General features: G+C 65.3%; 12 protein-coding genes. 6 read left to right on the top strand and 6 right to left on the bottom strand.

Features of this window, described 5'->3' with window-relative positions:
- Positions 1–102: 102 nt before the first annotated feature.
- The 5 genes from AC0AII_RS05700 to AC0AII_RS05680 all read left to right on the top strand — a co-directional run bounded on the left by AC0AII_RS05700 (position 103) and on the right by AC0AII_RS05680 (position 12,433).
- Positions 103–1,659 carry a serine/threonine-protein kinase gene (locus AC0AII_RS05700; RefSeq protein ID WP_490446433.1) on the top strand — a complete coding sequence of 519 codons (1,557 nt, stop codon included), beginning with the start codon at positions 103–105 and terminating at the stop codon, positions 1,657–1,659.
- Positions 1,660–1,825: 166 nt separating this feature from the next.
- A complete protein-coding gene (locus AC0AII_RS05695) occupies positions 1,826–7,267 on the top strand; it encodes an Ig-like domain-containing protein (protein ID WP_490446432.1) in 5,442 nt (1,813 codons plus the stop codon).
- The gene (locus tag AC0AII_RS05690) at positions 7,260–8,774 is read left to right on the top strand and encodes an AAA family ATPase (RefSeq protein ID WP_490446431.1); all 1,515 of its coding nucleotides are present in this window, start codon (positions 7,260–7,262) and stop codon (positions 8,772–8,774) included. Before AC0AII_RS05695 ends, AC0AII_RS05690 begins: the two co-directional genes overlap by 8 nt.
- 3 nt (positions 8,775–8,777) lie before the next feature.
- Positions 8,778–10,025: a DUF58 domain-containing protein gene (locus tag AC0AII_RS05685; protein WP_490446430.1), complete on the top strand. Its 1,248-nt coding sequence runs from the start codon at positions 8,778–8,780 to the stop codon at positions 10,023–10,025.
- Positions 10,022–12,433, top strand: a complete 2,412-nt coding sequence (locus AC0AII_RS05680; protein ID WP_490446429.1) for a transglutaminase TgpA family protein — start codon at positions 10,022–10,024, stop codon at positions 12,431–12,433. Before AC0AII_RS05685 ends, AC0AII_RS05680 begins: the two co-directional genes overlap by 4 nt.
- A gap of 172 nt (positions 12,434–12,605) precedes the next feature.
- On the opposite strand, the gene AC0AII_RS05675 is transcribed toward AC0AII_RS05680, so the two are convergent.
- The 4 genes from AC0AII_RS05675 to AC0AII_RS05660 form a co-directional block, all read right to left on the bottom strand.
- Positions 12,606–16,769, bottom strand: coding sequence for a DNA-directed RNA polymerase subunit beta' (locus AC0AII_RS05675; RefSeq protein WP_490446428.1), 4,164 nt, complete (start codon positions 16,767–16,769; stop codon positions 12,606–12,608).
- An 88-nt stretch (positions 16,770–16,857) separates the two neighbouring features.
- On the bottom strand, positions 16,858–20,424 hold the full coding sequence (gene rpoB, locus AC0AII_RS05670) for a DNA-directed RNA polymerase subunit beta (RefSeq protein WP_490446427.1): 3,567 nt from the start codon (positions 20,422–20,424) through the stop codon (positions 16,858–16,860).
- A gap of 194 nt (positions 20,425–20,618) precedes the next feature.
- On the bottom strand, positions 20,619–21,269 hold the full coding sequence (locus AC0AII_RS05665; protein WP_490446426.1) for a hypothetical protein: 651 nt from the start codon (positions 21,267–21,269) through the stop codon (positions 20,619–20,621).
- 30 nt (positions 21,270–21,299) lie between these two features.
- Complete coding sequence (locus AC0AII_RS05660; RefSeq protein WP_490446425.1) at positions 21,300–22,313, bottom strand: HhH-GPD family protein; 1,014 nt, start codon at positions 22,311–22,313, stop codon at positions 21,300–21,302.
- A gap of 90 nt (positions 22,314–22,403) precedes the next feature.
- Here AC0AII_RS05660 and AC0AII_RS05655 point away from each other — a divergent pair, with 90 nt between their 5' ends.
- The gene (locus AC0AII_RS05655) at positions 22,404–23,057 is read left to right on the top strand and encodes a tRNA (cytidine(34)-2'-O)-methyltransferase (protein WP_490446424.1); all 654 of its coding nucleotides are present in this window, start codon (positions 22,404–22,406) and stop codon (positions 23,055–23,057) included.
- A gap of 15 nt (positions 23,058–23,072) precedes the next feature.
- Here AC0AII_RS05655 and AC0AII_RS05650 read toward each other — a convergent pair whose 3' ends face one another.
- Positions 23,073–24,437, bottom strand: a complete 1,365-nt coding sequence (locus AC0AII_RS05650) for a PFL family protein (RefSeq protein ID WP_198201051.1) — start codon at positions 24,435–24,437, stop codon at positions 23,073–23,075.
- Positions 24,438–24,447: 10 nt separating this feature from the next.
- Positions 24,448–24,720: an ACT domain-containing protein gene (locus AC0AII_RS05645; RefSeq protein WP_490446423.1), complete on the bottom strand. Its 273-nt coding sequence runs from the start codon at positions 24,718–24,720 to the stop codon at positions 24,448–24,450.
- Positions 24,721–24,732 lie beyond the last annotated feature (12 nt).

Below are 24,732 nucleotides of genomic sequence, written 5' to 3'. Positions count from 1 at the left end.
GTCCGGAACCGCCTGCAGGAGGCTCACAGGATGCATGCTCGGGAGCGGCGTGCTGTTATCGTGGATTACAGTTCTCAGGCAGTCCCCAGGAGGTGATGTCCCTTGCAGCAGAATGCTTCCCAGGCCCGGCGCCCGAGTGCGGTTCCAGCCATGGACCAGGCGCCGGCGCTGCCCGGGCTGCGGCTCCTGCGACCCCTGGACCTGGGAGGCACCGCCGCCGTCTACCTGTACGAGCAGGAGGGGCTCAACCGACCTGTGGCGGTCAAGGCAGCCCTCCAAGGCAGCATGGACCAGCAGACCCATCAGCTCTTTCTGCGCGAGGCCAAGACCCTGGCCAAGCTCTCCACCCATCCCTGCATCCTGAGCATTCACCAGGCCCTGGTCAGCGATGACGGACGGGATTGCCTGGTGCTCGAATACGCTCCGGGAGGCAGCTGCAAGACCATCATGCTCAAGGGAGGCATGGACCAGGAGGGCGTGCTGGACCTGGGAGTGCGCATGGCCTCGGCCCTCTACTGCGCCCATGAGCGGGGGATCCTGCACCGGGACGTCAAACCCAGCAACTTTCTGATCACCGACCAGGGCCTGCCCGTCCTGGCCGACTTCGGCATCTCTTCGGGCATCTACGGAGGCGAACGGGCGGGCGGGCTTTCCATACCCTGGGCGGCCCCGGAGATCCTGGCCAACCGCTCGGGAGGGTCCGAGGCCAGCGACATCTACTCCCTGGGCGCCTCGCTCTTCGGCATGCTGGCCGGCCGCTCCCCCTACGAGTACGCCTACCGGGCCCGGGATGAGGATCACCTGGCACAGCTGATCCTGACAGCGCAGACCCCGGTTCTGCACATGGGTGAGGCCTCCCCTATGCTGGCTGCGGTTCTGGAGAAGGCCATGGCCCATGACCGAGACGACCGCTACTACTCGGCGCTGGAGTTCGGCCGCGCCCTGCAGGAGGTCCAGCAGCAGCTCTACGGCCATGCGACGCCCTTCATCGGCGAGGGAATCGCCCCCTATCCGCAGGGAGATGCACGCTCGCACGCCCATAACGAAGCCATGGCAGGCCGGACAAAAAGCAAGGAGTCCGGTCACTCCTGGACCGGGACTGGGGTCAGCTCCGAATCGCGCCTGCAACAAGACAGGGAGGCCGTCACTGACCATGAAGGCAGCCAGGCTAGGCGGTTTCCCGGCGGCCGCCGCCGTGTGATTCTTCTGGCGCTGATCCTCGCTGCCGTCCTGGCCGTTGCCTTGGTCTGGGCCTTGGCTGTCGGCCTGCCGAACGGGTCCGACCGAGGTTCACAGCCGACTGCAGGTTCCTCCCAGGTCCAATCCCAGCAGGCGCAGTCCCCGGACCCGACGGATTCGAGCGACCCTCATGACCTGCAGGAGGGCTCAGTTCCCTCGCCCATCCAGGGTCAGGGCCGCTACCAGGGCACCACGGCAGTTTTCGCTTGGGCCAATCCTGACCCCAAACCGGGAGACAGTTATGTTTGGCATCCCCTGGACCAGGGTGGCAGCGGCGACCGTGGCCGCAGCGTGCAGACCCGACAGCCGACAGCCAGCATCGACAATCCGCAGGGAGGCCAGACCTGCATCAGCGTCACCCTGGTGCGGGCCGACCGGAGCATGTCCCAGGAACCGACCATCATCTGCGCCGTTCAATAAACCCTCGGTGGATGAATTTTCACATTCGACCACCCCGACTTTCACAGACCGCCATGACCTTGCAAACCAGCTAAAATCAGTCGTCAGAGAGGGCATTGACGGCGGTCTGGGACGAGTTTAATAGGCTAAGCCTGTGTGGCAGGACAGGAAAGGAACCCAGGGGATTATGGACTTGCAGGGACGATTCCTGCGGATGCGCCGGGCTGGGCTGCGTCTGCGGCATGCTCTGGCCGTCCGCACCAAGAATCCTGCCGTCATCCTGGCCGTCACGCTGACGGCTTTGGTCCTGCTCATCCTCGGAGCCCTGTTCATGCATGGGGTGGACCGCCGTGCCGTTCAGGTGGATGACGGCAGCATCTGGATCACCTCCCAGAACGAGCGCAAGGTAGCCCGGTTCAAGCCCGACATCGGAGAGGCGGACGTGGCCCTGTCGACGGGTACCGACCACTTCGACCTGGCCCAGAGCGGATATGCAGTCATCCTGGGCCGGGAGGGAGGCATGGCTCCCATAGCGGCCTCCACCGCCACCCTTGGGGACACCACCCGTTCGGATGCCAGGGTCCAGCGGATGATCAACGGGCCCACCCTGACTCTCTTCCAGGCACGGACCGGCAAAATCTGGCTGGGCCGGGCCGCTTCGCCGGGAGATCTGGACCCGCAGCGCCGAGACCCTGTGCTGACCCTGGGTTCCGGGGCCGCCGTCACTGTGGATGCCTCCGGAGCTGTCTACGCCTACCGGCCCTCGGACGGGGTCGTGTTAAGGATCGACGGACCTGACTCCCGGGCCCACCGTGAACTGGACTCCCTGACAAACCACACCCCCGTCCGGGCCACTGCCTTCAGCGTCATCGACGGAAGGCCCGTCCTCTTGGCTGGCGACCGGCTTTACTGGCCCCAAGGATCCATCCGGATTCCGCACCGGGGAGACCTGCAACTCCAGTCCACTCCAGTGGATATGGACCGCCAGGGGCCCTGGGTGGGCCTGACCGATCAGGAAAGCGTCCACCTGGTTGATCTGGATCACCCCAGAAATAAGGTTGAGACTGTAGACACCGGCGGCAGCGGCCAACCCGCCCAACCGGTCTCCTCTGGCGGATGCCTGTGGACGGCCTGGGCCTCTTCGGGGAACAATTTCCTGCGACTGTGCGCAACAGGGACAGCCATGCCACAGGTTCGGTCACCGCAGCCGCGTCCCTCCACTCTGGAGGCCATCGGTCCCACCTCGGATCTGGTCTTCCGGGCCAACCACCGGAGGGTCATCCTCAACGACGTACTGACCGGCGATGTCTGGAATCCCCGAACCTCCACCAAGGTGATTCGGCCACAGTGGCAGACCATGGAGGTCAAGCACGCGGACAGGACCGATCAGCGTCAGGACTCGGCCGACAATCGCCAGCGGTTCGCAGCCACCTGTCGATCAGGATCCCAACCTATCCAGGCCGAGGACGACAGTCTGGGCATCCGGGCCGGTTCCAGAGCCCTGCTGGACCCCCTGCGCAACGATCGCCAGACGGACTGCTCGGTTCTGCGAATCGAGGATGCGCGCAGCTCGCAAGGGAATCTGCGCCTGACTCCGGTCATGAACGGCCGCTACCTGCAGGTGGATGCCAGCGACGCACCTGCAGGCCGGGCCCGTATCAACTACTCCATCACCGACGGACGCGGCCAGGTCTCCTCGGCTGGCATCGACCTCAACATCGCCCCGGCCAAGATGGACCGAGGCGACCAGGCACCGGTACAGAACGACACCCCTGCCGAATACGAAGTGGAGCAGGGCGCCACGACCACCGTCAACGCCCTGGCCGGCTTCGAGGATCCTGATGGGGACCCGCTGACCCTGGCCGGCGCCGAGTCCGTCAATTCGGATCGGATATCCCTGTCCACCAGGGCTGACGGACAGCTGACCATGAGCGCCGGGTCGGCCACCTCCGGTCGGCTGGCTGTCAAAGTCACTGTTTCAGACGGAGTCATGAGCGGTCAGGGACTGATCTACTTCACCGTCAAACCTGTCAATACCTTGGCCCCACTGGTCGATCCGGTCATTCGCCAGGCCACTGCCGGCCGAGAGGCCACCGTGGATCTGAGCAGGAGCGTACACGCCAATGCCGCTCAGCCCCTCCGCCTGGTCCGGGTCGACAAACCCGATGGAATCCAGGTGGAGGTCAACGCCGAAAGCCTTTCCTTCACCGCCACCGCCGCCAACCCGGGCACCTATTATGTCCCCTACCGGGTGGCCCAGGGTGAACGGGAGACCCAAGGGCTGGTCAGGCTGGAGGCAGAACACGACCATGGCGGATCCGCGCTGCCGGTGCCTGTCAACGACGTAGCCCTGCTGGGTGCCGATCAGACCGCCATCGTCGATCCGCTTGACAACGACCTGGATCCCATGGGCGGCGTGCTGGCCCTGACCGATGTGCGCGTGGATCCGGACTCCGGCATCAAGGCCGGCATCGTGGACCACCGCCGGGTCTATCTGTCCGCCAGAAAAATCCCCGCACGACCGCTGAGCATCGCCTACACAGTCGCCAACGCCAGCGGCAGCGCCCAGGGGACCATCGTCCTGCAGCCCCCCTCCCTGAGCAGGGCGGCCTCGGCGCCCAAGGCCCCGAATCTGACGGTTGGGGTCCGCTCATCGGGCCTGGTCACGGTTTCGGTCATGGACAAGGTCGCTCACGCTGACGGGACCAGCGTCACCCTGGACCAGCAGCTGACTACGGATCAGCGGACCTTTGCAGGCTTGGCCTTCGTATCCGGGGACACGGTCAGATATCAGGCCAGCGAGCGCACCGGGGACTTCCCGGCCACCTATACGGTCAGGGACGATCTGGGCAACGCGGCCTCAGGCACCATCACCTTCCGGGTGCATGCCTCCGACCCGGCCAGCAAGCCCGCGCCTACACCCAAGGATCTGCGGGCCCAGGTGGCTGCCGGAACCAAGGTACGCATCCCCGTCCCCCTGACCGGCATCGACCCCGACGGAGACTGCGACACCCTGTCCGGCTTGGGCAACCAGGCACCCAGGCTGGGCAGGATCGTCAAAGCCGGTGCCGACTACCTGATCTATGAGGCCTATCCCGACTCGCATGGCACTGACGAGTTCACCTACGCCGTGGAGGATTGGGTGGGGCAGCGCGCCCAGGCACACGTGCGCATCGGCGTCTTCCCCGACTCCTCGGTGACCGGGGTCTTCGCCCGGGACGACAAGGTCAGGCTGCGGCCCGGGACCGTGGCCGACGTTCCGGTCCTGCTCAACGACATCTCTGGGGATGACGACTCCTTGAGTCTGGACCCCCACCTGGAGCGCCAGGGCCTGGACCAAGCCAGCGTAAAGGACGACATGATTCGGCTGACCGCCCCCTCACAGCCAGGCACCTCCTATCTGGTCTACCGGGCTCACAACCGGGCAGGGCTGAGCGACCAGGCCACCCTGACCGTGGTCACGGATCCCCAGGCCCCCATCCAGCCGCCCATAGCCCAGGATTACCAAGTGGCTCCCGAGGATACGGTGGACAAACGCAGCGTGGAAGTCAATCTGGCCGACTCCATCAGCAATCCATCCGGCACCCTCGATGACCTGCGCTTGGGGATTCATCCTGGGGCCAAGGCCCACGCCAGGACCGTAGGTGAAGCCGGCTCCACCAAGCTGGTCATCGACCTGACCGACCAGGCCAGGGCCGTGCCCTACACCGTCACCAACACCCGGTACAAGATCACCTCAATGGCCTTTGTGAAGGTCCCCGCCTATGGGGTGTTCCCTCCGGTCCTAAGACCCCGCGCTCCGGCCCTCAAGGTGCGCGCGGGGCAGAGCATCACCATCGACATCGCCGATCAGGTCAGGGTGGGCGCAGGCAAGACCGCACGGATCGCCTCCCGCCAGTCCGTTTCGGCCACCAAGTCCGACGGATCCGACCCCTACGTGGACGAGCACACCCTGAGGTTCACCGCGGCCAAGGACTATGCTGGTCCAGCCTCACTGACCTTTGCCGTCCGTGATGGGGATCCAGGCGGCCAGGCCATCGTCAACGAGTCGGTGCTGACCCTGCCCATCACCGTGATAGGCGGCAGAGCATCACCGCCGGTCCTTTCGGCACCGGTCATCGATCTGGTGGCCGGGGAGCCGGCACAGACCATCTCCCTGCCCGCCATGACCCGCTGGCCGCAGGGAAGCGACCCGGCTGACAGCACCTTCTCCTCCGGGGACCCCCAGGGGCCGATCCATGCCAAGCTGAGTCCTCGGGGCCAACTGAACGTGGCCGCCGACAAGACCGCAACACCTGGCACCAAGGCCACCCTGCCGGTAACCATCGCCAGTTCATCCGGCGAGGCGCATACGGTCCTGGCCTTCCGCATCATCGCCACCACTCGGCCCCTGGCTTCGGTCCCCTCACGTCATGTGGGGCTCAAGGCCGGGCAGAGCCTGGAACTGAAACTATTCGACGATGCCCTCAACCCCTTCCCCGACACTCCGCTGCGCTTGGTGGGCCTGGTCAGCGACGACACCTCACGTCTGACAGCCAGCAACCTGGGCGACGGGAGGATCGCCATCAAAGCCGATCGTGACATCGGCGCCTCTACCAACACCATTCTGGCCACGGTCGAGGATGGCAGCCGTGACCCGGGACGCCGGGTCAGCGCCACCATCACCGTGGGCATCATCGACCGCCCGCAGGCCCCCAGAATGCTGGCGGGCGCGGCCCAGGCAGGCGACGGAACGGTTCTCCTGGCCTGGGAGCCGGGTGCAGCCAACGGCAGTCCGGTGGACGAGTATCGAGTCTCCTACAACTCATCGGCAGGCTCAGGACAACGCTCCTGCGGCAATGCCGTCACCTGCCGAATCGACGGGCTGGCCAACGGCCATGACTACTCCTTTACTGTCCAAGCCCACAACCAGGTGGGCTGGTCCCCCGCCTCCTCGCCGGCAGCAGCAAGGCCGGACGCGATCCCAGGAGGCGTGCAGGCACTGACCGTGGACGGCGGCAGCAAGGAAACCCTGACCGTCACCTGGCGCCCACCGGAGAATCACGGCTCACCCATCCAGGGCTATACGGTCCACGGCGAGGGTTCAGGCTGCGGTTCGCCACGATGGCGGTCGGCCACCGCCACCAAGGCGGTCTTCGATGTGGGCCATGACGAGGCAGGCGGCACTTGCACAGTGAGCGTGACCCCGTCCAATATGGCCGGATCAGGACCTGTGGCCTCAGCCTCTGGAGCCACCTGGTCACATCCGGATCCGCCTGCATTCCAGACTCTGGAGTACCAGGGCAAGGACCAGGTCAAGCTGGTCCTGAACCCAGGTGCCGAACACGGCCGACCCTGCGCAGACATCCAGGTGAGCGTCGATGGCCTCGACCCCGACAAGGCTTCCTGGACCCTGCCCTGCAACCAGCCGGAGGTCAGTGAAGTCGTCTCCCTGCCCGCTGGATCTGCCAAGCCGGGCGCCACGCTGAGCTTCCGTGCGGTCGCTCGCATCCGTGGAGTGGGATCCGAAGGCCATTCGCCCGCCGCCACCAAGGAGCTGACCCTGCCTAAGGATGTCGACAAGCCAAGCGACAAGTCCCTTACCCGTCAGGGGTCCCCTCAGCAGACAAGGATGAATGACCATGGATGATCGAAACGCGCAGGAACCCATCCAGCAGGACGGCACCATCCCGGATGACGCGACCAGGAGGAGTACCCCCAAAGCCGCCCGCGAGGAGAGCAGCGAGAGCCGACGGATCCCTGCCGACCGACTGGATGTACTCAAGCGACAGCGCCAGGCCCTCATGGCCGGTCTGAGCCAGCAGGAATCCACTCCGGCGGTGAGCGATGACCGGACCCGGCCCGGTCGCATCCCTGTAGCTGCCAGGCAGGAAAGGACTCAGCTGTCCGGGGCGGAACCCATCCCCTCGGACCGCACCATGGTGGAAGACGGGACCATCCCCGGCCGCCAGCCGGTCCGTGACCTGTTCAACCGGCCCTCATCAGCTCCTGCAAGGCCTGACCTTGTCGATGTCACCAATCAGTCCCGTCGCCCCCCGCTGGAGAGTACCTCGGCCCCCGCTTACGCAGTCAGGACCGACGAACCAGGGGAGGTAGAAAAGACAGGACAGAACAGGCGGCCTTCCACCGAAGCAGGCGATCAGGCAGCAGGGACAAGGCAGCCAGGACGATCCGGCCAGGCCGCAGTGGATGTGTCGACCTTCGCCAACCTCTTCCGCTCCATCGTCGACAACGTCGGCCAGGCGGTGCTGGGCAAGGAGGAAACCATCGCCCTGTGCGTCACCGCCCTGATCGCAGGAGGCCATGTGCTCCTGGAAGACAACCCAGGCACTGGCAAGACCCAGCTGTCGCGCGCCCTGGCCGCCTCCATCGCCGTGGACTGCAAGCGGATCCAGTTCACCCCGGACCTGCTCCCCTCCGATCTGCTGGGCGTGACCTTCTATGACCAGGCTCAAGGACGATTCTCCTTCCGGCCCGGTCCAGTCTTCGCCTCTCTGGTTCTGGCCGACGAGATCAACAGGGCCTCCCCCAAGACCCAGTCGGCCCTGCTGGAGGTCATGGAGGAGGGCCAGGTGACCGTGGATGGCCGCACCTACCGCCTCCCTCGGCCCTTCATGGTTATGGCCACTCAGAATCCCATCGAGCAGCTGGGCACCTATGCCCTGCCCGAGGCGCAGATGGACCGCTTTCTGATCCGCACCTCGCTTGGGGCGCCTGGGCACGATGCCAGCATGCGCATCCTTCAAGAGGCCGACATTCGCGACCGGGCAGGCCTGGTGAAACCGGTGGTCGACGCCGCCCAGGTGGAGGCCATGGCCGCCTGCGCCTCCAAGGTCTTCTGCGATTCCTCCATCATGGAATACGTCATCCACATCATCGAAGCCACACGGCACAGTCCCGCCATCCGGGTCGGCTCCTCCATCAGAGGCGGGCTGGCTCTGGTCCGTTGTGCCAGGATCCGGGCCTGCGCCCAGGGCCGCGACTACGTGATCCCCGATGATGTCAAGAAACTGGTCGACCCCATCCTGGCCCACCGGCTGATCCTGACCTCCCAGAGCAGGTTGGCGGACATGGATGAACACCAGGCGCTGGCCGAAGCCCTGGCCAAGGTCCCCGTCCCCACAGGAGAGCAGTGAGCCATGACCGCCTTCGCCAGCCGAACTGCCCCGAAAGCTAGACCGGCATCCTCGACAGGATCCGAACAGAGCCTGCGATCCCGGGCCGCCGGCCTATGGCAGTCGATCACTGCCCTAGGCCGGGCTATGGCTCTGGCCGCGCTTCTGTGCGCTCTGACCTTCGTCCCTACAGGCTGGCGTGAACTGCTGGCGGGCGCTCTGCTGGGCGTGGGCATGCTCCTACTGGGGTTGTTGATGAGCCTGGGCAACCTGTCCTGTAGCGCTGAAACGAGCCTGGATCAAGGCCATCTGGAGGTGGGTGGCCAGGCCGAGCTGATCCTGGTGCTGACCAACCCAGGCAGCCGCTCCACCCGCCGCGGCCGAATCGGCCTGGCCCTAGGCCAAGGAACCGTCATGGCACCGCTGCCAGCCCTGGCACCCGGTCAGAGTCACCGGATCCGCTTGAAACTGGAGGCCAGATCCCGTGGCGTGATTAACCTAGGCCCGGTGACCATGGAGGCTGGGGATCCGCTGGGGCTCATCCGTCGCCGCCGAATTCTGACCGGCGCCCGCAAACTCTATATCCACCCCCGCACGGTGGCACTGCCGCCCCTCAAAGCCGGGCTGAAGCGCGACCTGGAGGGGGACCCTGGCCCCGGCATTGTCGACGACGATCTGGAATTCCATGCCCTACGCCCCTACGTTCCAGGCGACGACATCAAACGGGTTCACTGGTTATCCACTGCCCGGGCCGGCACCCTGATGGTCCGCCAGTACGAGCCCACCCTGCGCACCAGAATCAAACTGATCCTGGACGGCCAGGCCACCTCCTACAGGAGCGCGGATGAGTTCGAGCTGGCAGTCGAAATCTATGCCTCTCTGGGCTGCCGATGCCTGCTTGACGGCCGTCGGCTGCAAGCGCTGGCCCCAGAACCGGACGATCCTGATGCCCATGGAACCACCCTGCCTACGGAGGATCCCCGAAGCTTTCTGGATGCCTGCAGCGCCATCCGCCCCCGTCAGGACAGCTACGACAAGCCCGACCTGGCTGAGGCTCCCGAGCGGACCAGTCTGACCATCCTGGTGACCGGTTCGCTGGGCGACCGCCAGCCCTCAGCCCTGATGGACGGATCGGCCCAAAGCGCATCCCCGGTCATGCTGCTGGCTGCTGACTTGGGCGCCAATCCAAGCCTGCAGACGCAGCCGGGGTTGGTCAACGCTGTTTTGGGCAACAGGAAGGACCTTCCCATCCTCTTGGAGACCCAGCCATGAGCACATCAGCATCGTGGATGGACCAAGCCCAGAGGGAGCCTATCCGCCTGATCGACCGGGCTGGTCTGCAGTCCACTGTCGACCCGACCAGGCGCCGCTCCCCCATGATTCTGGTCGCCGCATTGGCTCCACTCGATCTGCTGGCCGGACTGCAGCTGCTGCCGGTCTATGGCAGCCTGCCCTTCTGGCTGACAGTGGGAGCCGCAGCATGTCTGGCCGGACTGTTGATCGCCATGCTCCCCCGCCGTGGCATTGCCACAGCCCTCCTGCAGCCTCTGCTGCTGATCACAGCCCAGTTCCTGCTGGGCCCCATCCTCGCTCTGAACGGGACCACCCTGGCCCATGTCCTGCCCACCTGGGCAACCCTGGCACAAGGTTGGTCCGCCACCTTCGGCGCTTTCAAGACCCTGGCAGCCATTGATCCCCCACTCGGCCAGGAAGCAGGCGGACTGATGGCCCTGTGGACGCTGATGCTCTGGACCTGCTATCTGGCCGTGCTGCTGGCCCGCCATGGCCTGGGTCGCAACCTGGGACGGCCCGCGCACCCCGTGGCCGTCCTGACAGCCACGCTGCCCATCCTGGCCGCCATGGCTGTGTCAGCAGCCCTAGGCACCAGCAGGGGCCTCTACCCGGCATTGACGGGTGGCATCCTCTGGCTGCTCCTGCTGATCTGGTGCGCCAGCGGGCTGGGGCTGCTCCGTCTGCAAGGGCTCGCATCCACTCTTCTGGCCTTGACATTGACAGCTGGACTGATTTTCTCCGCTGGACTGCTGCCCGCCCCGACCCGGCTGGTCATTCGTGACCACTATCAGCCGCCCATGGACCCCTACCAGTTCACCAGCCCCTTGAGCGACTACCGGGCGTACATCAAACGCCACCGCGACGATACCCTGGTCACGGTCCGCAACCTGCCCGCTGGCACCCCGGTCCGTATGGCCGTCATGGACCGTTATGACGGCAAGGTCTGGAATCTGTCCGACTCCTCGGGCGCAGGAGCAGCCGACTACCGGCGCATCGGCGCCAAGATCCGCACGGAAAGGCAGCAGGAGCAGGCCCAAGACAGCGGACAGGCCGGACAGCCTTTTACCGCGACCTTCCTGATCCGGGAGGGGTTCGACCATGCCTGGTTGCCCTCCGCCGGACAAGTCGACGGCATCGATACGGATCAGAGCCTGCAACGCAAGGACCTCTACTTCAACAAGGCCACAGACACCGCACTGACCGATCAGCCCCTGCAGAAGGGGACCAGCTATTCGGTGCATGGCCTGGCCGAAGGCCGACCCGCAGTCCGTCGTATAGCTGACAGCGATCCGGGAGATGCGCAGGTGCCTGCCCTGGCGGATGCACCTGAGAGCCTGCCCAAGGCGGCTGCTTCCATGACCTCCATGCAGGTGCGCGGCGGCGCCAGGGCTCTGGCCATCGAGGAACGGCTGCACCGGGAGGGGTGGTTCTCCCACGGTCTGGCCGGCGATTACCCCTCGGCCTCCGGCCACGGCGACTATCGAATCAATCAACTCCTGCAGGGCCAGGCCATGGTGGGCGACAGCGAGCAATACGCCTCAGCCATGGCCCTCCTGGCCCGACAGATGGGTCTGCCATCCCGGGTGGTCTTGGGATTCATGCCCAAGAACCGTGACGGCTCCATCAGCAGGGAACGGACCAGGACCCAGGCGGACGGCAGCACCAGAATCGACTTCACAGGACGCGATGCCCAGGCCTGGGTGGAGGTCAACCTAGAGGGTCTAGGATGGGTCCCCTTCTACCCCACGCCACCGGAGACCAAGACTCCGGACAGGTCCCTGGACTCTACGCCACCCAATCCGCGCACCCTGGTCCGCCAGCCACCGCCCCCGCTGGTCGATCCTCCCCGCGACGACCGGACCACCCAGGGTCGAACTACCGTCGGCGGACAGGAAGCATCGCGGCAATCTTCACCCTCGTTCTTGCAGCGGTACGGACCTCTGATAGCCAGAGTGACGCTCTGGACCATGCCGCTCTGGCTGCCGGCTCTCCTGGTTCTGCTCCTGTTGGGTGCCAAAGCCCGGCTGCGCAGACAGGCCCGGTCGACCGGCGACCCGAAGACACGCATCCGCGCCGGCTGGCGACAGATCGGCAACCTGGGCAGACAGGCCGGCCTGCCCCTGGAGGGCACCCGTAGCGAGCAGGCAGCTCTGATCGCCCAGACCCTGCTGACCGACCCCCCGGGGTCCTTGTCATCCGGACTGCGCGAGGATCTGGATCGACTGCGCAACATGGCCGATCAGGCCTCGTTCGACCGGCAGCCTTCAGATGAGCAGGAGGCCGAAGACTGCTGGCAGCTGGTGGACAAGCTGCGATCCGCCATCCTGGCATCCCTGCCACGAACCCGACGCTGGCGCACCCTGCTTTCCCCTAAGCACCTGCGCTGACCAATCGGCCACTGACTGCCGGCAACCTGGATCGAAAGAAAAACAAAACAAGGGCCTGCGCGATCGCTGAGATCGTACAGGCCCTCATCCGTTCTCACATATCCTGCAGCCGAATCCGCTGGGCCGGGTCACCCGGCCCAGACGGATCAGCGGCTACCGGCTGTTCAGACGCTCACTGGTTGGAGTGCTGGTCCTCCGAGGAGGAGAAGGTGGCCGAACCGGACTGCTGGGACGGATTCTGGGCGGAGCCACTGCCATCGGCGGCATCCGAAGATCCCGTGTTCGTGGTGGCAGCCGTCTGATCGCCGGCCCCGGCTGGCGGATCCTGCACGTTGGGGGTGTCCAGATGGCTCTGGCCGCCCTGGTCGTTGAGGAAGTCGTCAGGGTTGAAGTCGTCGCCCAGCTTCAGATCCCCGAAGTCGATGTTGGAGAAGTCCACATCGTTCAGGTCGGCGTCGCTCAGATCCACGTCGCCGCCACCCAGACCGAAGTTGGGGTAGATGGTGTCGCGGATGGCCTTGTCTGGCTCCACAGTGGCGTTGCGGTACCTGGCCAGGCCGGTGCCGGCAGGGATCAGCTTACCGATGATCACGTTCTCCTTGAGGCCCTTCAGGTCGTCGACCTTCTGGTTCAGGGCGGCCTCGGTGAGCACGCGGGTCGTCTCCTGGAAGGAGGCGGCCGACAGCCAGGAGTCGGTGGCCAGGGAGGCCTTGGTGATGCCCATGAGCTCGGGGCGTCCAGCAGCCGGCTTGCCTCCGGCCTTGACGGCCTTCATGTTGGCGGCCTTGAACTTGGCCTGGTCAACCAGCTCGCCGGGCAGCAGGTCGGTGTCGCCCGAGTCGATGACCGTGACGCGGCGGAGCATCTGGTGGACGATGACCTCGATGTGCTTGTCGTGGATGTCCACGCCCTGGGAGCGGTAGACCGTATGCACCTCGTTGACGATGTTCACCTGGGCAGCGCGCGGGCCGAGGATGCGCAGGATCTTCTTGGGATCCACGGAGCCCTCGATCAGCTGGGTGCCGGCCTCGACGTGCTGTCCGTCCTTGACCATCATGGGCGCACGGCGGGTGACCGGGTAGGTCAGCGCCTCCACGGAGGTGTCATCGGGGGTCAGGGTCACCTGGCGGCCGCGATCAGTGTCCTCCACCTTGACGGTGCCGGGGAACTCCGCGATGGGAGCCTCGCCCTTGGGGGTACGGGCCTCGAAGAGCTCGGTGACACGGGGAAGACCCTGGGTGATGTCGGAGGCCGAAGCCACACCGCCGGAGTGGAAGGAACGCAGCGTCAGCTGGGTGCCGGGCTCGCCGATGGACTGGGCGGCCACAATGCCCACGGCCTCGCCGACGTCCACCAGCTTGTTGGTGGCCAGGGACCAGCCGTAGCACTTGGCGCACACTCCGCGGGTGGACTCGCAGGTCAGGACCGAACGGGCCTTGACCTCCTCCACGCCGTGGGCGACCATGTCGCGAAGGACATCCATGGACAGGGCGTCGCCGCGCTTGTAGAGCACGGTCTTGCCGTCCTTGGGGTCGATCACGTCGGCGGCCAGGAGCCTGGAGTAGGGTCCGCCGTCGGCGGCCTTGACCAGGACCAGGTTGCCCTGCTCGTCGCGCTCGGCCACCTTCATGGTCAGACCGCGCATGGTGCCGCAGTCCTCCTCGCGCACGATCACGTCCTGGGAGACATCGACCAGACGACGGGTCAGGTAGCCCGACTCGGCGGTGCGCAGTGCGGTGTCGGCCAGACCCTTGCGGGCGCCGTGCTGGGAGATGAAGTACTCCAGCACCGACAGGCCGTCGTGGTAGTTGGACTTGACGGGTCGAGGGATGATCTCGCCCTTGGGGTTGGCCACCAGGCCTCGCATGCCGGCGATCTGGCGGATCTGCATCCAGTTGCCTCGTGCCCCGGACTGGACCATGATGTTCACGTTGTTGTCCGGAGTGAAATGCTCCTGCATGGCGTCGGCCACCTTGTCGGTGCACTCGGTCCACAGGTTGATCAGCTCCTGGCGGCGCTCCTCGTCGGTCAGCAGACCCATGTCGTACTGGGAGTTGACCTTGGCGGCCTGCCCCTGGTACTCGTTGACGATCTCGCTGCGCTCGGGCGGCACCACGATGTCGGAGAAGGCCATGGTCACGCCGGACCACTGGGCCCGGGTGAAGCCCAGATCCTTCAGGGCATCCAGGGTGGCCGCGACCTGGGCGGTCGAGTACCGGGTGGCGATGTCGTCCACGATGCCGGACAGCTTGCCCTTGGGCACCTGCTCGTTGATGAAGGGGTAGTCCACAGGCAGCGTCCGGTTGAACAGGACCCGCCCGTAGTTGGTGGCGAAGAGCCTGGAGCCGTCCTTGAAGACCTCCTCCTTGACCACGTCGGGGCTGCCGGGCTCGGGGTCGACGACCTTGAGGTCGCCGGGCTCCCAATCCTTGGGCATGACGAAGTCGGCGGGGACCCGCAGCAGGATCTTGGCCTGCATGTCGATCTCGCCCAGGTCCAGGGCCATCCGTGCCTCGGCCAGGCTGGAGAAGATCCGGCCCTGGCCCTTGGCGCCGTCAACCACGGTGGTCAGATAGTACAGACCCAGAATCATGTCCTGGGAGGGCATGGTGACCGTGTGGCCGTCGGCAGGCTTGAGGATGTTGTCGGAGGCCAGCATGAGCGAACGGGCCTCAGCCTGGGCCTCGGCCGACAGGGGCAGGTGGACTGCCATCTGGTCGCCGTCGAAGTCGGCGTTGAAGGCTGCGCAGGCCAGCGGGGGCAGATGGATGGCCTTGCCCTCGACCAGGATGGGCTCGAAGGCCTGGATGCCCAGACGGTGCAGCGTAGGCGCACGGTTGAGCAGGACGGGGTGCTCGGAGATGACCTCCTCCAGCACGCCCCAGACCTCGGGATCGCCGCGGTCCACCAGGCGCTTGGCGCTCTTCATGTTCTGCGCGTAGTTGAGGTCCACCAGCCGCTTGATGACGAAGGGCTTGAAGAGCTCTAGGGCCATGGGCTTGGGCAGGCCGCACTGGTGCATGCGCAGGGAGGGCCCGACCACGATCACGGAACGGCCGGAGTAGTCCACACGCTTGCCCAGCAGGTTCTGACGGAAGCGGCCCTGCTTGCCCTTGAGCATGTCTGCCAGGGACTTCAGCGGACGGTTGGAGGCTCCGGTGACGGGACGGCCACGGCGGCCGTTGTCGAAGAGGGAGTCCACAGCCTCCTGGAGCATGCGCTTCTCATTGTTGAGCATGATCTCGGGGGCACCCAGCTCGATCAGGCGCTTGAGCCTGTTGTTGCGGTTGATGACGCGCCGGTAGAGGTCGTTCAGGTCGGAGGTAGCGAAGCGACCGCCGTCCAGCTGCACCATGGGGCGCAGGTCGGGCGGGATGACCGGGACGACATCCAGGACCATAGCCTCGGGCTTGTTGCCGGTGTTCAGGAAGGCGGAGACCACCTTGAGCCGCTTCAAGGCACGGGCCTTGCGCTGGCCGGAGCCAGTGTCGATCTCGTGACGGAGCTCCTTGGCGGCACCCTCCAGGTCGAAGTCCTGCAGGCGCTTCTTGATGGCCTCGGCGCCCATGCAGCCCTCGAAGTAGTCACCGTAGCGGTCCTGCATCTCCCGCCACAGATCCACGTCGCCCTCCATGTCGCCGGGCTTCAGGGTCTTGAAACGGTCGAAGACGGCGGTGATCCTCTGGATCTGGTCGTCATAGCGCTTACGGATGGCGGTCATGTCCCGCTCGGCCCCGTTGCGCAGACGAGCCTTCATGGAACCCTTGACCTCGTCGGTCTTCTCCAGCTCGGCCAGGTCCTCCTCCAGCTTCTTGGCGCGCTTGTCGATCTCCAGGTCGCGCTTCTTCTCCAGCTGGTTGATTTCGTTGTCGAACTCGTCCTGCAGGTCGGGCAGATCCTTGTGGCGCTGCTCCTCGTCCACCTTGGTGACCATGTAGGCCGCGAAGTAGATGACCTTCTCCAGGTCCTTGGGCGCGATGTCCAGCAGGTATCCCAGCCGGGAGGGCACACCCTTGAAGAACCAGATATGGGTGACGGGGGCGGCCAGCTCGATGTGGCCCATGCGCTCGCGGCGGACGCGGGAGCGGGTGACCTCCACGCCGCAGCGCTCGCAGACGATGCCCTTGAACCGGACGCGCTTGTACTTGCCGCAGGCGCACTCCCAGTCGCGGGTGGGTCCGAAGATCTGCTCGCCGAACAGGCCGTCCTTCTCGGGCTTCAAGGTACGGTAGTTGATGGTCTCGGGCTTCTTAACCTCGCCATAGCTCCAGCCGCGGATGTCGTCGGCCGTGGCCAGTCCGATTCTCAGTTTGTCAAATGCATTGACGTCCAGCACTCTATGTCCTGTCTCTGATCTTGTAACTGCTCTGAAGTTTGCCTTTTAGCGGGATGCCCGTCAGGCGGGCATCCCTGTGACTGGTGGTTCAGCGGTACTCCGGCTCGGGAGCTGACTGGTCGGCCTTGGCGGCGGCGTCCGGGCGGGCGCCGATGTTGAAGCCCAGGTCGTCGGAGGCGGCGCTGGGGTCGTCGTCCTCGTCCTTCATCTCGATGACGTTGCCTTCGGCGTTGAGCACCTCCACGTTCAGGGAGAGCGACTGCATCTCCTTGAGGAGCACCTTGAAGGACTCCGGGATGCCTGCTGCCGGCAGGTTCTCCCCGCGCACGATGGCTCCGTAGGCCCGCACACGGCCATCCACGTCGTCGGACTTGGTGGTCATCATCTCGTGCAGGGTGTAGGCGGCACCGTAGGCCTCCAGGGCCCAGACCTCCATCTCGCCGAAGCGCTGGCCGCCGAACTGGGCCTTGCCGCCCAGGGGCTGCTGGGTGATCATGGAGTAGGGGCCGGTGGACCGGGCGTGGATCTTGTCGTCCACCAGGTGGTGGAGCTTGAGCATGTACATGTAGCCCACGGAGATCGGCTTGGTGAAGGGCTCGCCGGTGCGGCCGTCGTAGAGCACGGCCTTGCCGTCGTCGCCCACCAGGCGCTCGCCGTCACGGTTGGGCAGGGTGGTCTTGAGCAGACCGTTCAGGGCATCCTGACGCACACCGTCGAAGACCGGGGTGGCCACGGCGGTGCCGGGCTCGGCCTTCTCGGCCCCTGCCGGAATGTGCTTCTTCCACTCGGCCTCCAGGTTGGGGTCCAGGCTGATGTCCCATCCGGAGTGGGCGATCCACCCCAGATGGAGCTCCAGGACCTGGCCCAGGTTCATACGCGAGGGCACGCCCAGGGGGTTGAGCATGATGTCGATGGGTGTGCCATCGGCCATGAAGGGCATATCCTCCTCGGGCAGGATCCTCGAGATGACGCCCTTGTTGCCGTGGCGGCCGGAAAGCTTGTCGCCCTGGGTGATCTTGCGGTGCTGGGCGATGTAGACCCGGATCATCCGGTTGACGCCGTTGGGCAGCTCGTCGCCGTCCTCCTCGGCATCCTCACGGGTGATCTCCTTGACCTCGATGACCGTGCCGGTCTCGCCATGGGGAACCCGCAGGCTGGTGTCACGCACCTCGCGGCTCTTCTCGCCGAAGATGGCACGCAGGAGTCGCTCCTCGGGGGTCAGCTCGGTCTCGCCCTTGGGGGTGACCTTGCCGACCAGGATGTCTCCGGCCTCGACCTCGGCGCCGATGCGGATGATGCCGCGCTCGTCCAGGTTGGCCACTGCGTCCTCGCCCACGTTGGGCAGGTCCCGGGTGATCTCCTCGGCGCCCAGCTTGGTCTCGCGGGCGTCGGTCTCGTACTCCTCGATGTGGATGGAGCTCAGGGTGTCGTCCTGGACCAGCCGCTGAGAGATGATGACGGCGTCCTCGTAGTTGTAGCCGTTCCAGGGCATGAAGGCCACCAAGAGGTTCTTGCCCAGGGCCATCTCGCCCTTCTGGGTGGCGGGGCCATCGGCCAGGACCGTGCCGGCCTCGACCCGCTCCCCATCCTTGATCAGGGGAACCTGGTTGTAGCAGGTGGTCTGGTTGGACCGCTGGAACTTGGCCAGCTTGTAGGAGGACTGGGTGCCGTCGTCGTTCATGACACGGATGATGTCGGCGGAGACGTAGGTGACCACGCCCGGCTTCTCGGCCAGGATGACGTCACCGGAATCGATGGCGGACCGCCACTCGGAGCCGGTGCCCACCAGGGGACGCTCGGACTTGACCAGGGGGACGGCCTGACGCTGCATGTTGGTGCCCATCAGTGCTCGGTGGCCCTCGTCGTGCTCCAGGAAGGGGATCAGGGAGGCACCCACCGAAACCATCTGCCGGGGGGAGACATCCATCAGATCCACCTGGGAGACGGGCACATCCTTGGCCTCGGCCTCGGCGTCACGCACCAGGGCCTCGTCCTCGACGAAGTGTCCGGTCTCGTCGATCTCCTGGTTGGCCTGGGCGATGGTGTGCTCGGACTCCTGGTCGGCGGTCATGTAGACCACGTCGTCGGTCACCTGGCCATCAATGACCTTGCGGTAGGGGGTCTCGATGAAGCCGAAGGGGTTGACCCGGGCGAAGGTGGCCAGGGAGCCGATCAGACCGATGTTGGGGCCTTCAGGGGACTCGATAGGGCACATGCGTCCATAGTGGGAGGGGTGCACATCGCGCACCTCCATGGAGGCGCGGTCGCGGGAGAGGCCGCCGGGGCCCAGGGCCGAGAGACGACGCTTGTTGGTCACGCCGGCCAGCGGGTTGTTCTGATCCATGAACTGGCTCAGCTGGGAGGTTCCGAAGAACTCCTTGATGGTGGCGTTGACCGGGCGGATGTTGATCAGGGACTGCGGGGTGATGGCCTCCGCATCCTGGGTGGTCATCCTCTCGCGGACCACGCGCTCCATACGGCTCAGGCCGGTGCGCAGCTGGTTCTGGATCAGCTCGCCCACCTGGCGGATGCGGCGGTTGCCGAAGTGGTCGATGTCGTCCACGTCCACCCGCAGCTCGATGTCCTGGCCGTTGCGGCGGCCGGGGAAGGTCTGCCCGCCGGCATGCAGGGTCACCAGGTACTTCAGGGTGGCGATGATGTCCTCGGGATGCAGGCTGCGATCGTTGAAGTCGGCCTCAAGACCCAGCTTGCGGTTGATCTTGTAACGGCCGACCCGGGCCAGGTCGTAGCGCTTGGTATTGAAGTAGAAGGAGTCCAGCAGGTTGCGGCCGGCCTCGGGCGAGGCGGTGTCCGCGGGCCGGATCTTGCGGTAGAGGTCGGTCAGGGCCTCGTCCTGGGTCTCGATGGTCTCCTTCTCCAGGGCGTCCAGCACCAGCGGGTAGCCCTTGAAGGCCTTGCGGATCTGCGGCTTGGTCATGCCGATGGCCATGAGGAAGACGATGGCGGACTGCTTGCGCTTGCGGTCCACGCGCACGCCCAGCACATCACGCTTGTCGATCTCGAACTCCAGCCAGGCGCCCCGGCTGGGGATGATCTTGGCCCCGAAGATCTCCTTGTCGGAGTTGCGGTCCTGGGTCCGGTCGAAGTAGACGCCCGGGGAACGGACCAGCTGGGAGACGATGACGCGCTCCGAGCCGCCGATGATGAAGGTGCCGTGGGGGGTCTGCAGCGGGAAGTCGCCCATGAAGACGGTCTGCGACTTGATCTCGCCGGTGTCCCCGTTCTCGAACTCGGCGTTCACGTACAGAGGAGCGGAATACGTGTAGTCCTTCTCCTTGCACTCCTGGACCGTGTGCCGGGGCTCCTCGAAGTAAGGATCCGAGAAGGTCAGGCTCATGGTCTGGGCAAAGTTCTCAATGGGAGAAATCTCCTGGAAAACCTCATCCAGGCCGGAGACGGGGGCCACGGTATGGGTTCCGTTGACCTGATCCTCCTCGACCCGCTTCTTCCAGCGGTCGTTTCCGACCAGCCAGTCGAAGCTGTCGGTCTGCACACCCAGGAGGTAGGGCACCTCGATGGGTTCGCGGATGGATCCGAAGTTGACACGGTCAGTGGCCTTGTGCAGTTTGATGTCGTGTTCGTCAGCGCGTGCCTGCGTAGTGGTGGTACTTCTTACAGCTTTATTGGCAGCCAAAATGGACGTTCCTTATCGCTCGCCGTACTCGATCATTCCTGTTACCCCAGGGAGATGCCGAATGGCCGCCATATGCCTATTCGCGGGCACCTCCTCGATGATGCATGCCCGCTATATGACACACCTCATGCAAAAACAAAACTATAGCAGACAAGAACCATGGATGCAATCGGCGTGTCGTCTTTGGAAAGCTGCTATTGGACCATGACCGGCACAGGCTGGGAAGCCACCCGGGGATTGGCCTTGAGGACCAGCTTGGCCTGGTAGGAGCCGGCATTGACCCGAGGCAGCTGATCGTCGGGCAGGCAGCTATCCTGGCTGCTGTCGGCATTCCAGGTGATGGTCTGCACGTCCTTGTCGCCGGTGGCCATGAGCAGAGTGCGCGCCCCAACCGGGCAGGCATCGGAACGCCAGATGGTCTCCTGGCCGCTGGTGATGATCAGCACCCGTCCGCCGTCGGAGCCGTCCACCAGACAGGACCCCGTTCCCTTGTGACGAATGGTAGCCGTAAAGTCGATGGATCCGCCGACCCCAGTGCTGGGATCGGGCGCGGCCAGCTCCAGAGCCAGGTCCCCCTTGCCGCAGTCAGGAGCTCCTGTGGAACGCTTTTTGCCGGACTCCTTCTTCTGCTTGTCTTTGTCCTTGGATTTGGTCTTTGAGCTCTGCTGGACACTGGTCGAGGCTCCCTGGGCCCCGCTGCCTCCACGCAGTGCTCGGATGCCGGCCCCCACGCCCCAGACCAGGCCAGCGCAGACCAGCAGGAAGAGCACCGCCAGCAGGGCGGCCGCAATCCTCCGGCGACGGTACATCCGCCGCTTCTTCTCGCTCATACGTCGCTTGGCCATACTTCTCCAGTCTAATCGTCAGGGCGGCATTCACTGCGGCAGACTCAGGCGGCCATCCTGGCCGATCTCCAGAAGGCCGTCCTCGTCCAGGGAGGCGATGCACCGATCAAGTCGGATTTCGTCGTCGCACAGGGATTTCAGATCCTTCCTGAAGACGGGCGCGCCCGAAGCCTGCCGCAGTGCCTGGAGGATGGATCCGCGAATCTGCCGGTCGGTGCCTGCGAAGCGCTGCCGGGGCCTGGTCCTGCCTGCGCCCAGACCGGGCAGCCCAGCCTTGAGGAAACGGCAGTGACCGGCCAGAGGGCAGATGTCACAGGCCGGCTTGCGGGCGACACAGACCGTGGCGCCCAGCTCCATGACGGCCTGGTTCCAACGGGCCGAAGGCGGCTCCCGCCAGGCTACCGACCGGATCTGCGGATCAGCCGTTCCCAAGCGGTCATCACCGGTCACGCGATGACCGGAAGCCCCTGGATCTTCGTCTTCGGGCAGGACATGCCAGGCCAGCTGGCGCTCTTCTCGGTTGGCAGCACCCCCGGTGGATTCACGCCCCAGAAAGACCCTGGAGAGCACCCTGCGGATATTGGTATCAATGACGGCAATTCTCTCGCCGTAGGCAAAGCTCATGACAGCGCTGGCCGTATAGTCGCCGATGCCGGGCAGGGCCACCAGCTGGTCGTAATCCCGAGGCAGCCGGTCTGCATATTGGCCCGCCACCTGCCGCGCGCACTCCTGCAGGCGCAGGGCTCGGCGCGGGTAGCCCAGCCGGCCCCAGGCCGTAATGACTTCAGCCTTGGGGGCGGCGGCCAGTGAGGCCGCATCCGGCCAGGCGTTCATCCAGGCCGTCCAGTAGGGCACCACCCGACTCATCTGGGTCTGCTGGCTCATGACCTCGGAGACCAGGACCCCCCAAGGCGTGGTTCGTCCAAAGCGCCAGGGCAGGTCGCGGGCATACCGGCTCCACCAGTCGAACAGCCGCAGGCGGATGGGCTCAGTCTCCGCCAAGGCCGTTTCCGTCTTCTCCATGGTCACACCGCCCTTCGCCATTGGATCCTGCCTCATTCAACCGCCGTATTCTGCCCGACGGTGCCGACCGTCACTGCCTGGCCTGTCGTTTGGCGACGGTAGGTTGGCCTCATGAACAGGCAGGAGCAGGAGCGGTCCGGCAACCAATCAAAGGCCGTCGAAAGCATGTACGAGTACGGATACCGCAAATCGAATTATGGCCCTGATGAGCTGGTCACCGACGCCCACGGCAACCCCATCTCCGTGGTGGATGCCATGATGAAGGCCGATCAGGCCAGCCGGGTCAAGACCTCCACGCCCCACCTGTGCTACTACTCGCCGCGGATCCCCGGCAACACCGGCTCGGCCATCCGCCTGTGCGCCGTGACCGGCACCATCCTGCACCTGATAGAGCCCTTGGGCTTCAACCTCAAAGACACCAAGCTGCGCCGGGCCGGCTTGGACTACCACGACATGGCCCACGTGGTTCTGCACCCGGACTTCGACGACCTGGTCCGCTCCATGCCCGACAGCCGTATCATCGCCTTTACCGCCCACGCCGACAAGCTCTACACCGAGGTCAGCTACCGGCCGGACGACATCCTCCTGTTCGGCCCCGAACCGGGCGACATTCCCGACCCCATGGAGATCATGGCCGGCCCTCACGTGGCCGAACAGGTCAGGCTGCCCATGCGGCCCAGCCTGCGCAGCCTGAACCTGACCAACTGCGCCTCCATCGCCATCTACGAGGCCTGGCGGCAGCTGGGATTCCAAGGCGGCCGCTGAACTCCGCGAGCGCACTCAGTTCTTGAAGCTGTGAATGGGCGCTGGGATGTGTCCGCCTCGATTGACGAAGTCCGCGCAGGAACGGGTATTGACCGGCACGACCGGCCCGCCGCCCATGAGCCCGCCGAACTCGGCCCACTCGCCTACCTGCTTGCCGATGACAGGAATGACCCTGACTGCGGTGGTCTTCTGATTGATCATGCCGATGGCCGCCTCGTCGGCGATCAGGCCGGAGATGGACTCCGCAGAAGTGTCCCCTGGGATGGGGATCATGTCCAGCCCCACCGAGCAGACGCAGGTCATGGCCTCAAGCTTCTCCAGGGTCAGGCTCCCCTCTTGCGCAGCCTGGATCATGGCGGCGTCCTCGGACACGGGGATGAAGGCCCCGGACAGCCCGCCCACCGAGCTGGACGCCATGATGCCGCCCTTCTTGACCTGATCGTTGAGGATGGCCAGGGCCGCAGTGGTACCGGGGGCGCCTACCTGCTCCAGACCCATGGTCTGCAGAACCTCCCCCACTGAGTCTCCGACAGCCGGGGTGGGCGCCAGGGACAGGTCGATGATGCCGAAGGGCACGTCCAGGCGACGGCTGGCCTCCTGGGCCACCAGCTGACCCACCCGGGTGATCTTGAAGGCCGTGCGCTTGATGGTCTCGCAGAGCTGCCCGAAGTCCGCACCCTTGGCTGATTCCAGGGCGGTCTTGACCACGCCGGGCCCGGAGACCCCCACGTTGATGACGGCCGATCCCTGGCTGACCCCATGGAAGCCGCCCGCCATGAAGGGGTTGTCGTCCGGAGCGTTGCAGAAGACCACCAGCTTGGTGCAGCCGGAGCTGTCCGAGTCGGCGGTGCTCTCGGCAGTGGCCTTGACGACCCTACCCATCAGGGCGACGGCATCCATATCGATGCCCGTTTTGGTGGAGCCCACGTTGACGCTGGCGCAGACCCGTTCCGTCTGGCTCAGCGCCCTGGGCAGGGACTTGATCAGCAGCCGCTCGGCCGGGGTCATGCCCTTGCCTACCAGAGCCGAGTAGCCGCCGATCAGGTTGACCCCGACCTCCTGGGCCGAGCGGTCCAGGGCCTTGGCCACGGCCACATAGTCTTCCACGCTATGGCAGGCTCCGGCGGCCACTAGGGAGATGGGGGTGACGGTGATGCGCTTGTTGACGATGGGAATGCCGTACTCACGGGCGATGGCGTCCCCTGTGGACACCAGGTCGCCTGCCAGGGAGACGATCCGGCGATGAATGTTCCGGCAGAGCATGTCCACATCCTGGCTGGCGCAGTCCAACAGGCTGATGCCCATGGTGATGGTGCGCACGTCCAGGCGCTCCCGGTCGATCATGTCGTTGGTCTCAAGGACCTCGTCGCGTGTGATCATGGCCGCCTCCTCAGACCCGGTGCATCCTGGTGAAGATCTCCTCGCGCTGGCAACGGATGGAGACCCCGATCTCTTCTCCCAAAGAATCCATCCGCTGGCTCAGCGCGTCGAAATCATCCCGGCAGGAGGTGCAGTCCACGATCATCATCATGGTGAAGAAGCCATCCAGAATGGTCTGCGAAATGTCCAGTACATTGACACCCTGCTGGGAGAGGTCTGTGCAGACCTTGCCGATGATGCCGATGGCATCCTTGCCCACCACCGTGATGATCGCCTTGTCCATGGCCGTCCTCCT

Source organism: Bifidobacterium sp. VU/mBH4 (B4) (assembly GCF_058199535.1).
This window is presented reverse-complemented; position numbering and strand designations above follow the sequence as displayed.

What these genes read in the sequence shown, in the direction of transcription:
- AC0AII_RS05695 (WP_490446432.1), top strand. Translation starts at nt 1,826, where the DNA reads ATGGACTTGCAGGGACGATTCCTGCGGATGCGCCGGGCTGGGCTGCGT.
- AC0AII_RS05690 (WP_490446431.1), top strand. Translation starts at nt 7,260, where the DNA reads ATGGATGATCGAAACGCGCAGGAACCCATCCAGCAGGACGGCACCATC.
- AC0AII_RS05685 (WP_490446430.1), top strand. Translation starts at nt 8,778, where the DNA reads ATGACCGCCTTCGCCAGCCGAACTGCCCCGAAAGCTAGACCGGCATCC.
- AC0AII_RS05680 (WP_490446429.1), top strand. Translation starts at nt 10,022, where the DNA reads ATGAGCACATCAGCATCGTGGATGGACCAAGCCCAGAGGGAGCCTATC.
- AC0AII_RS05665 (WP_490446426.1), bottom strand. Translation starts at nt 21,269, where the DNA reads ATGGCCAAGCGACGTATGAGCGAGAAGAAGCGGCGGATGTACCGTCGC.
- AC0AII_RS05660 (WP_490446425.1), bottom strand. Translation starts at nt 22,313, where the DNA reads ATGGCGAAGGGCGGTGTGACCATGGAGAAGACGGAAACGGCCTTGGCG.
- AC0AII_RS05655 (WP_490446424.1), top strand. Translation starts at nt 22,404, where the DNA reads ATGAACAGGCAGGAGCAGGAGCGGTCCGGCAACCAATCAAAGGCCGTC.
- AC0AII_RS05650 (WP_198201051.1), bottom strand. Translation starts at nt 24,437, where the DNA reads ATGATCACACGCGACGAGGTCCTTGAGACCAACGACATGATCGACCGG.
- AC0AII_RS05645 (WP_490446423.1), bottom strand. Translation starts at nt 24,720, where the DNA reads ATGGACAAGGCGATCATCACGGTGGTGGGCAAGGATGCCATCGGCATC.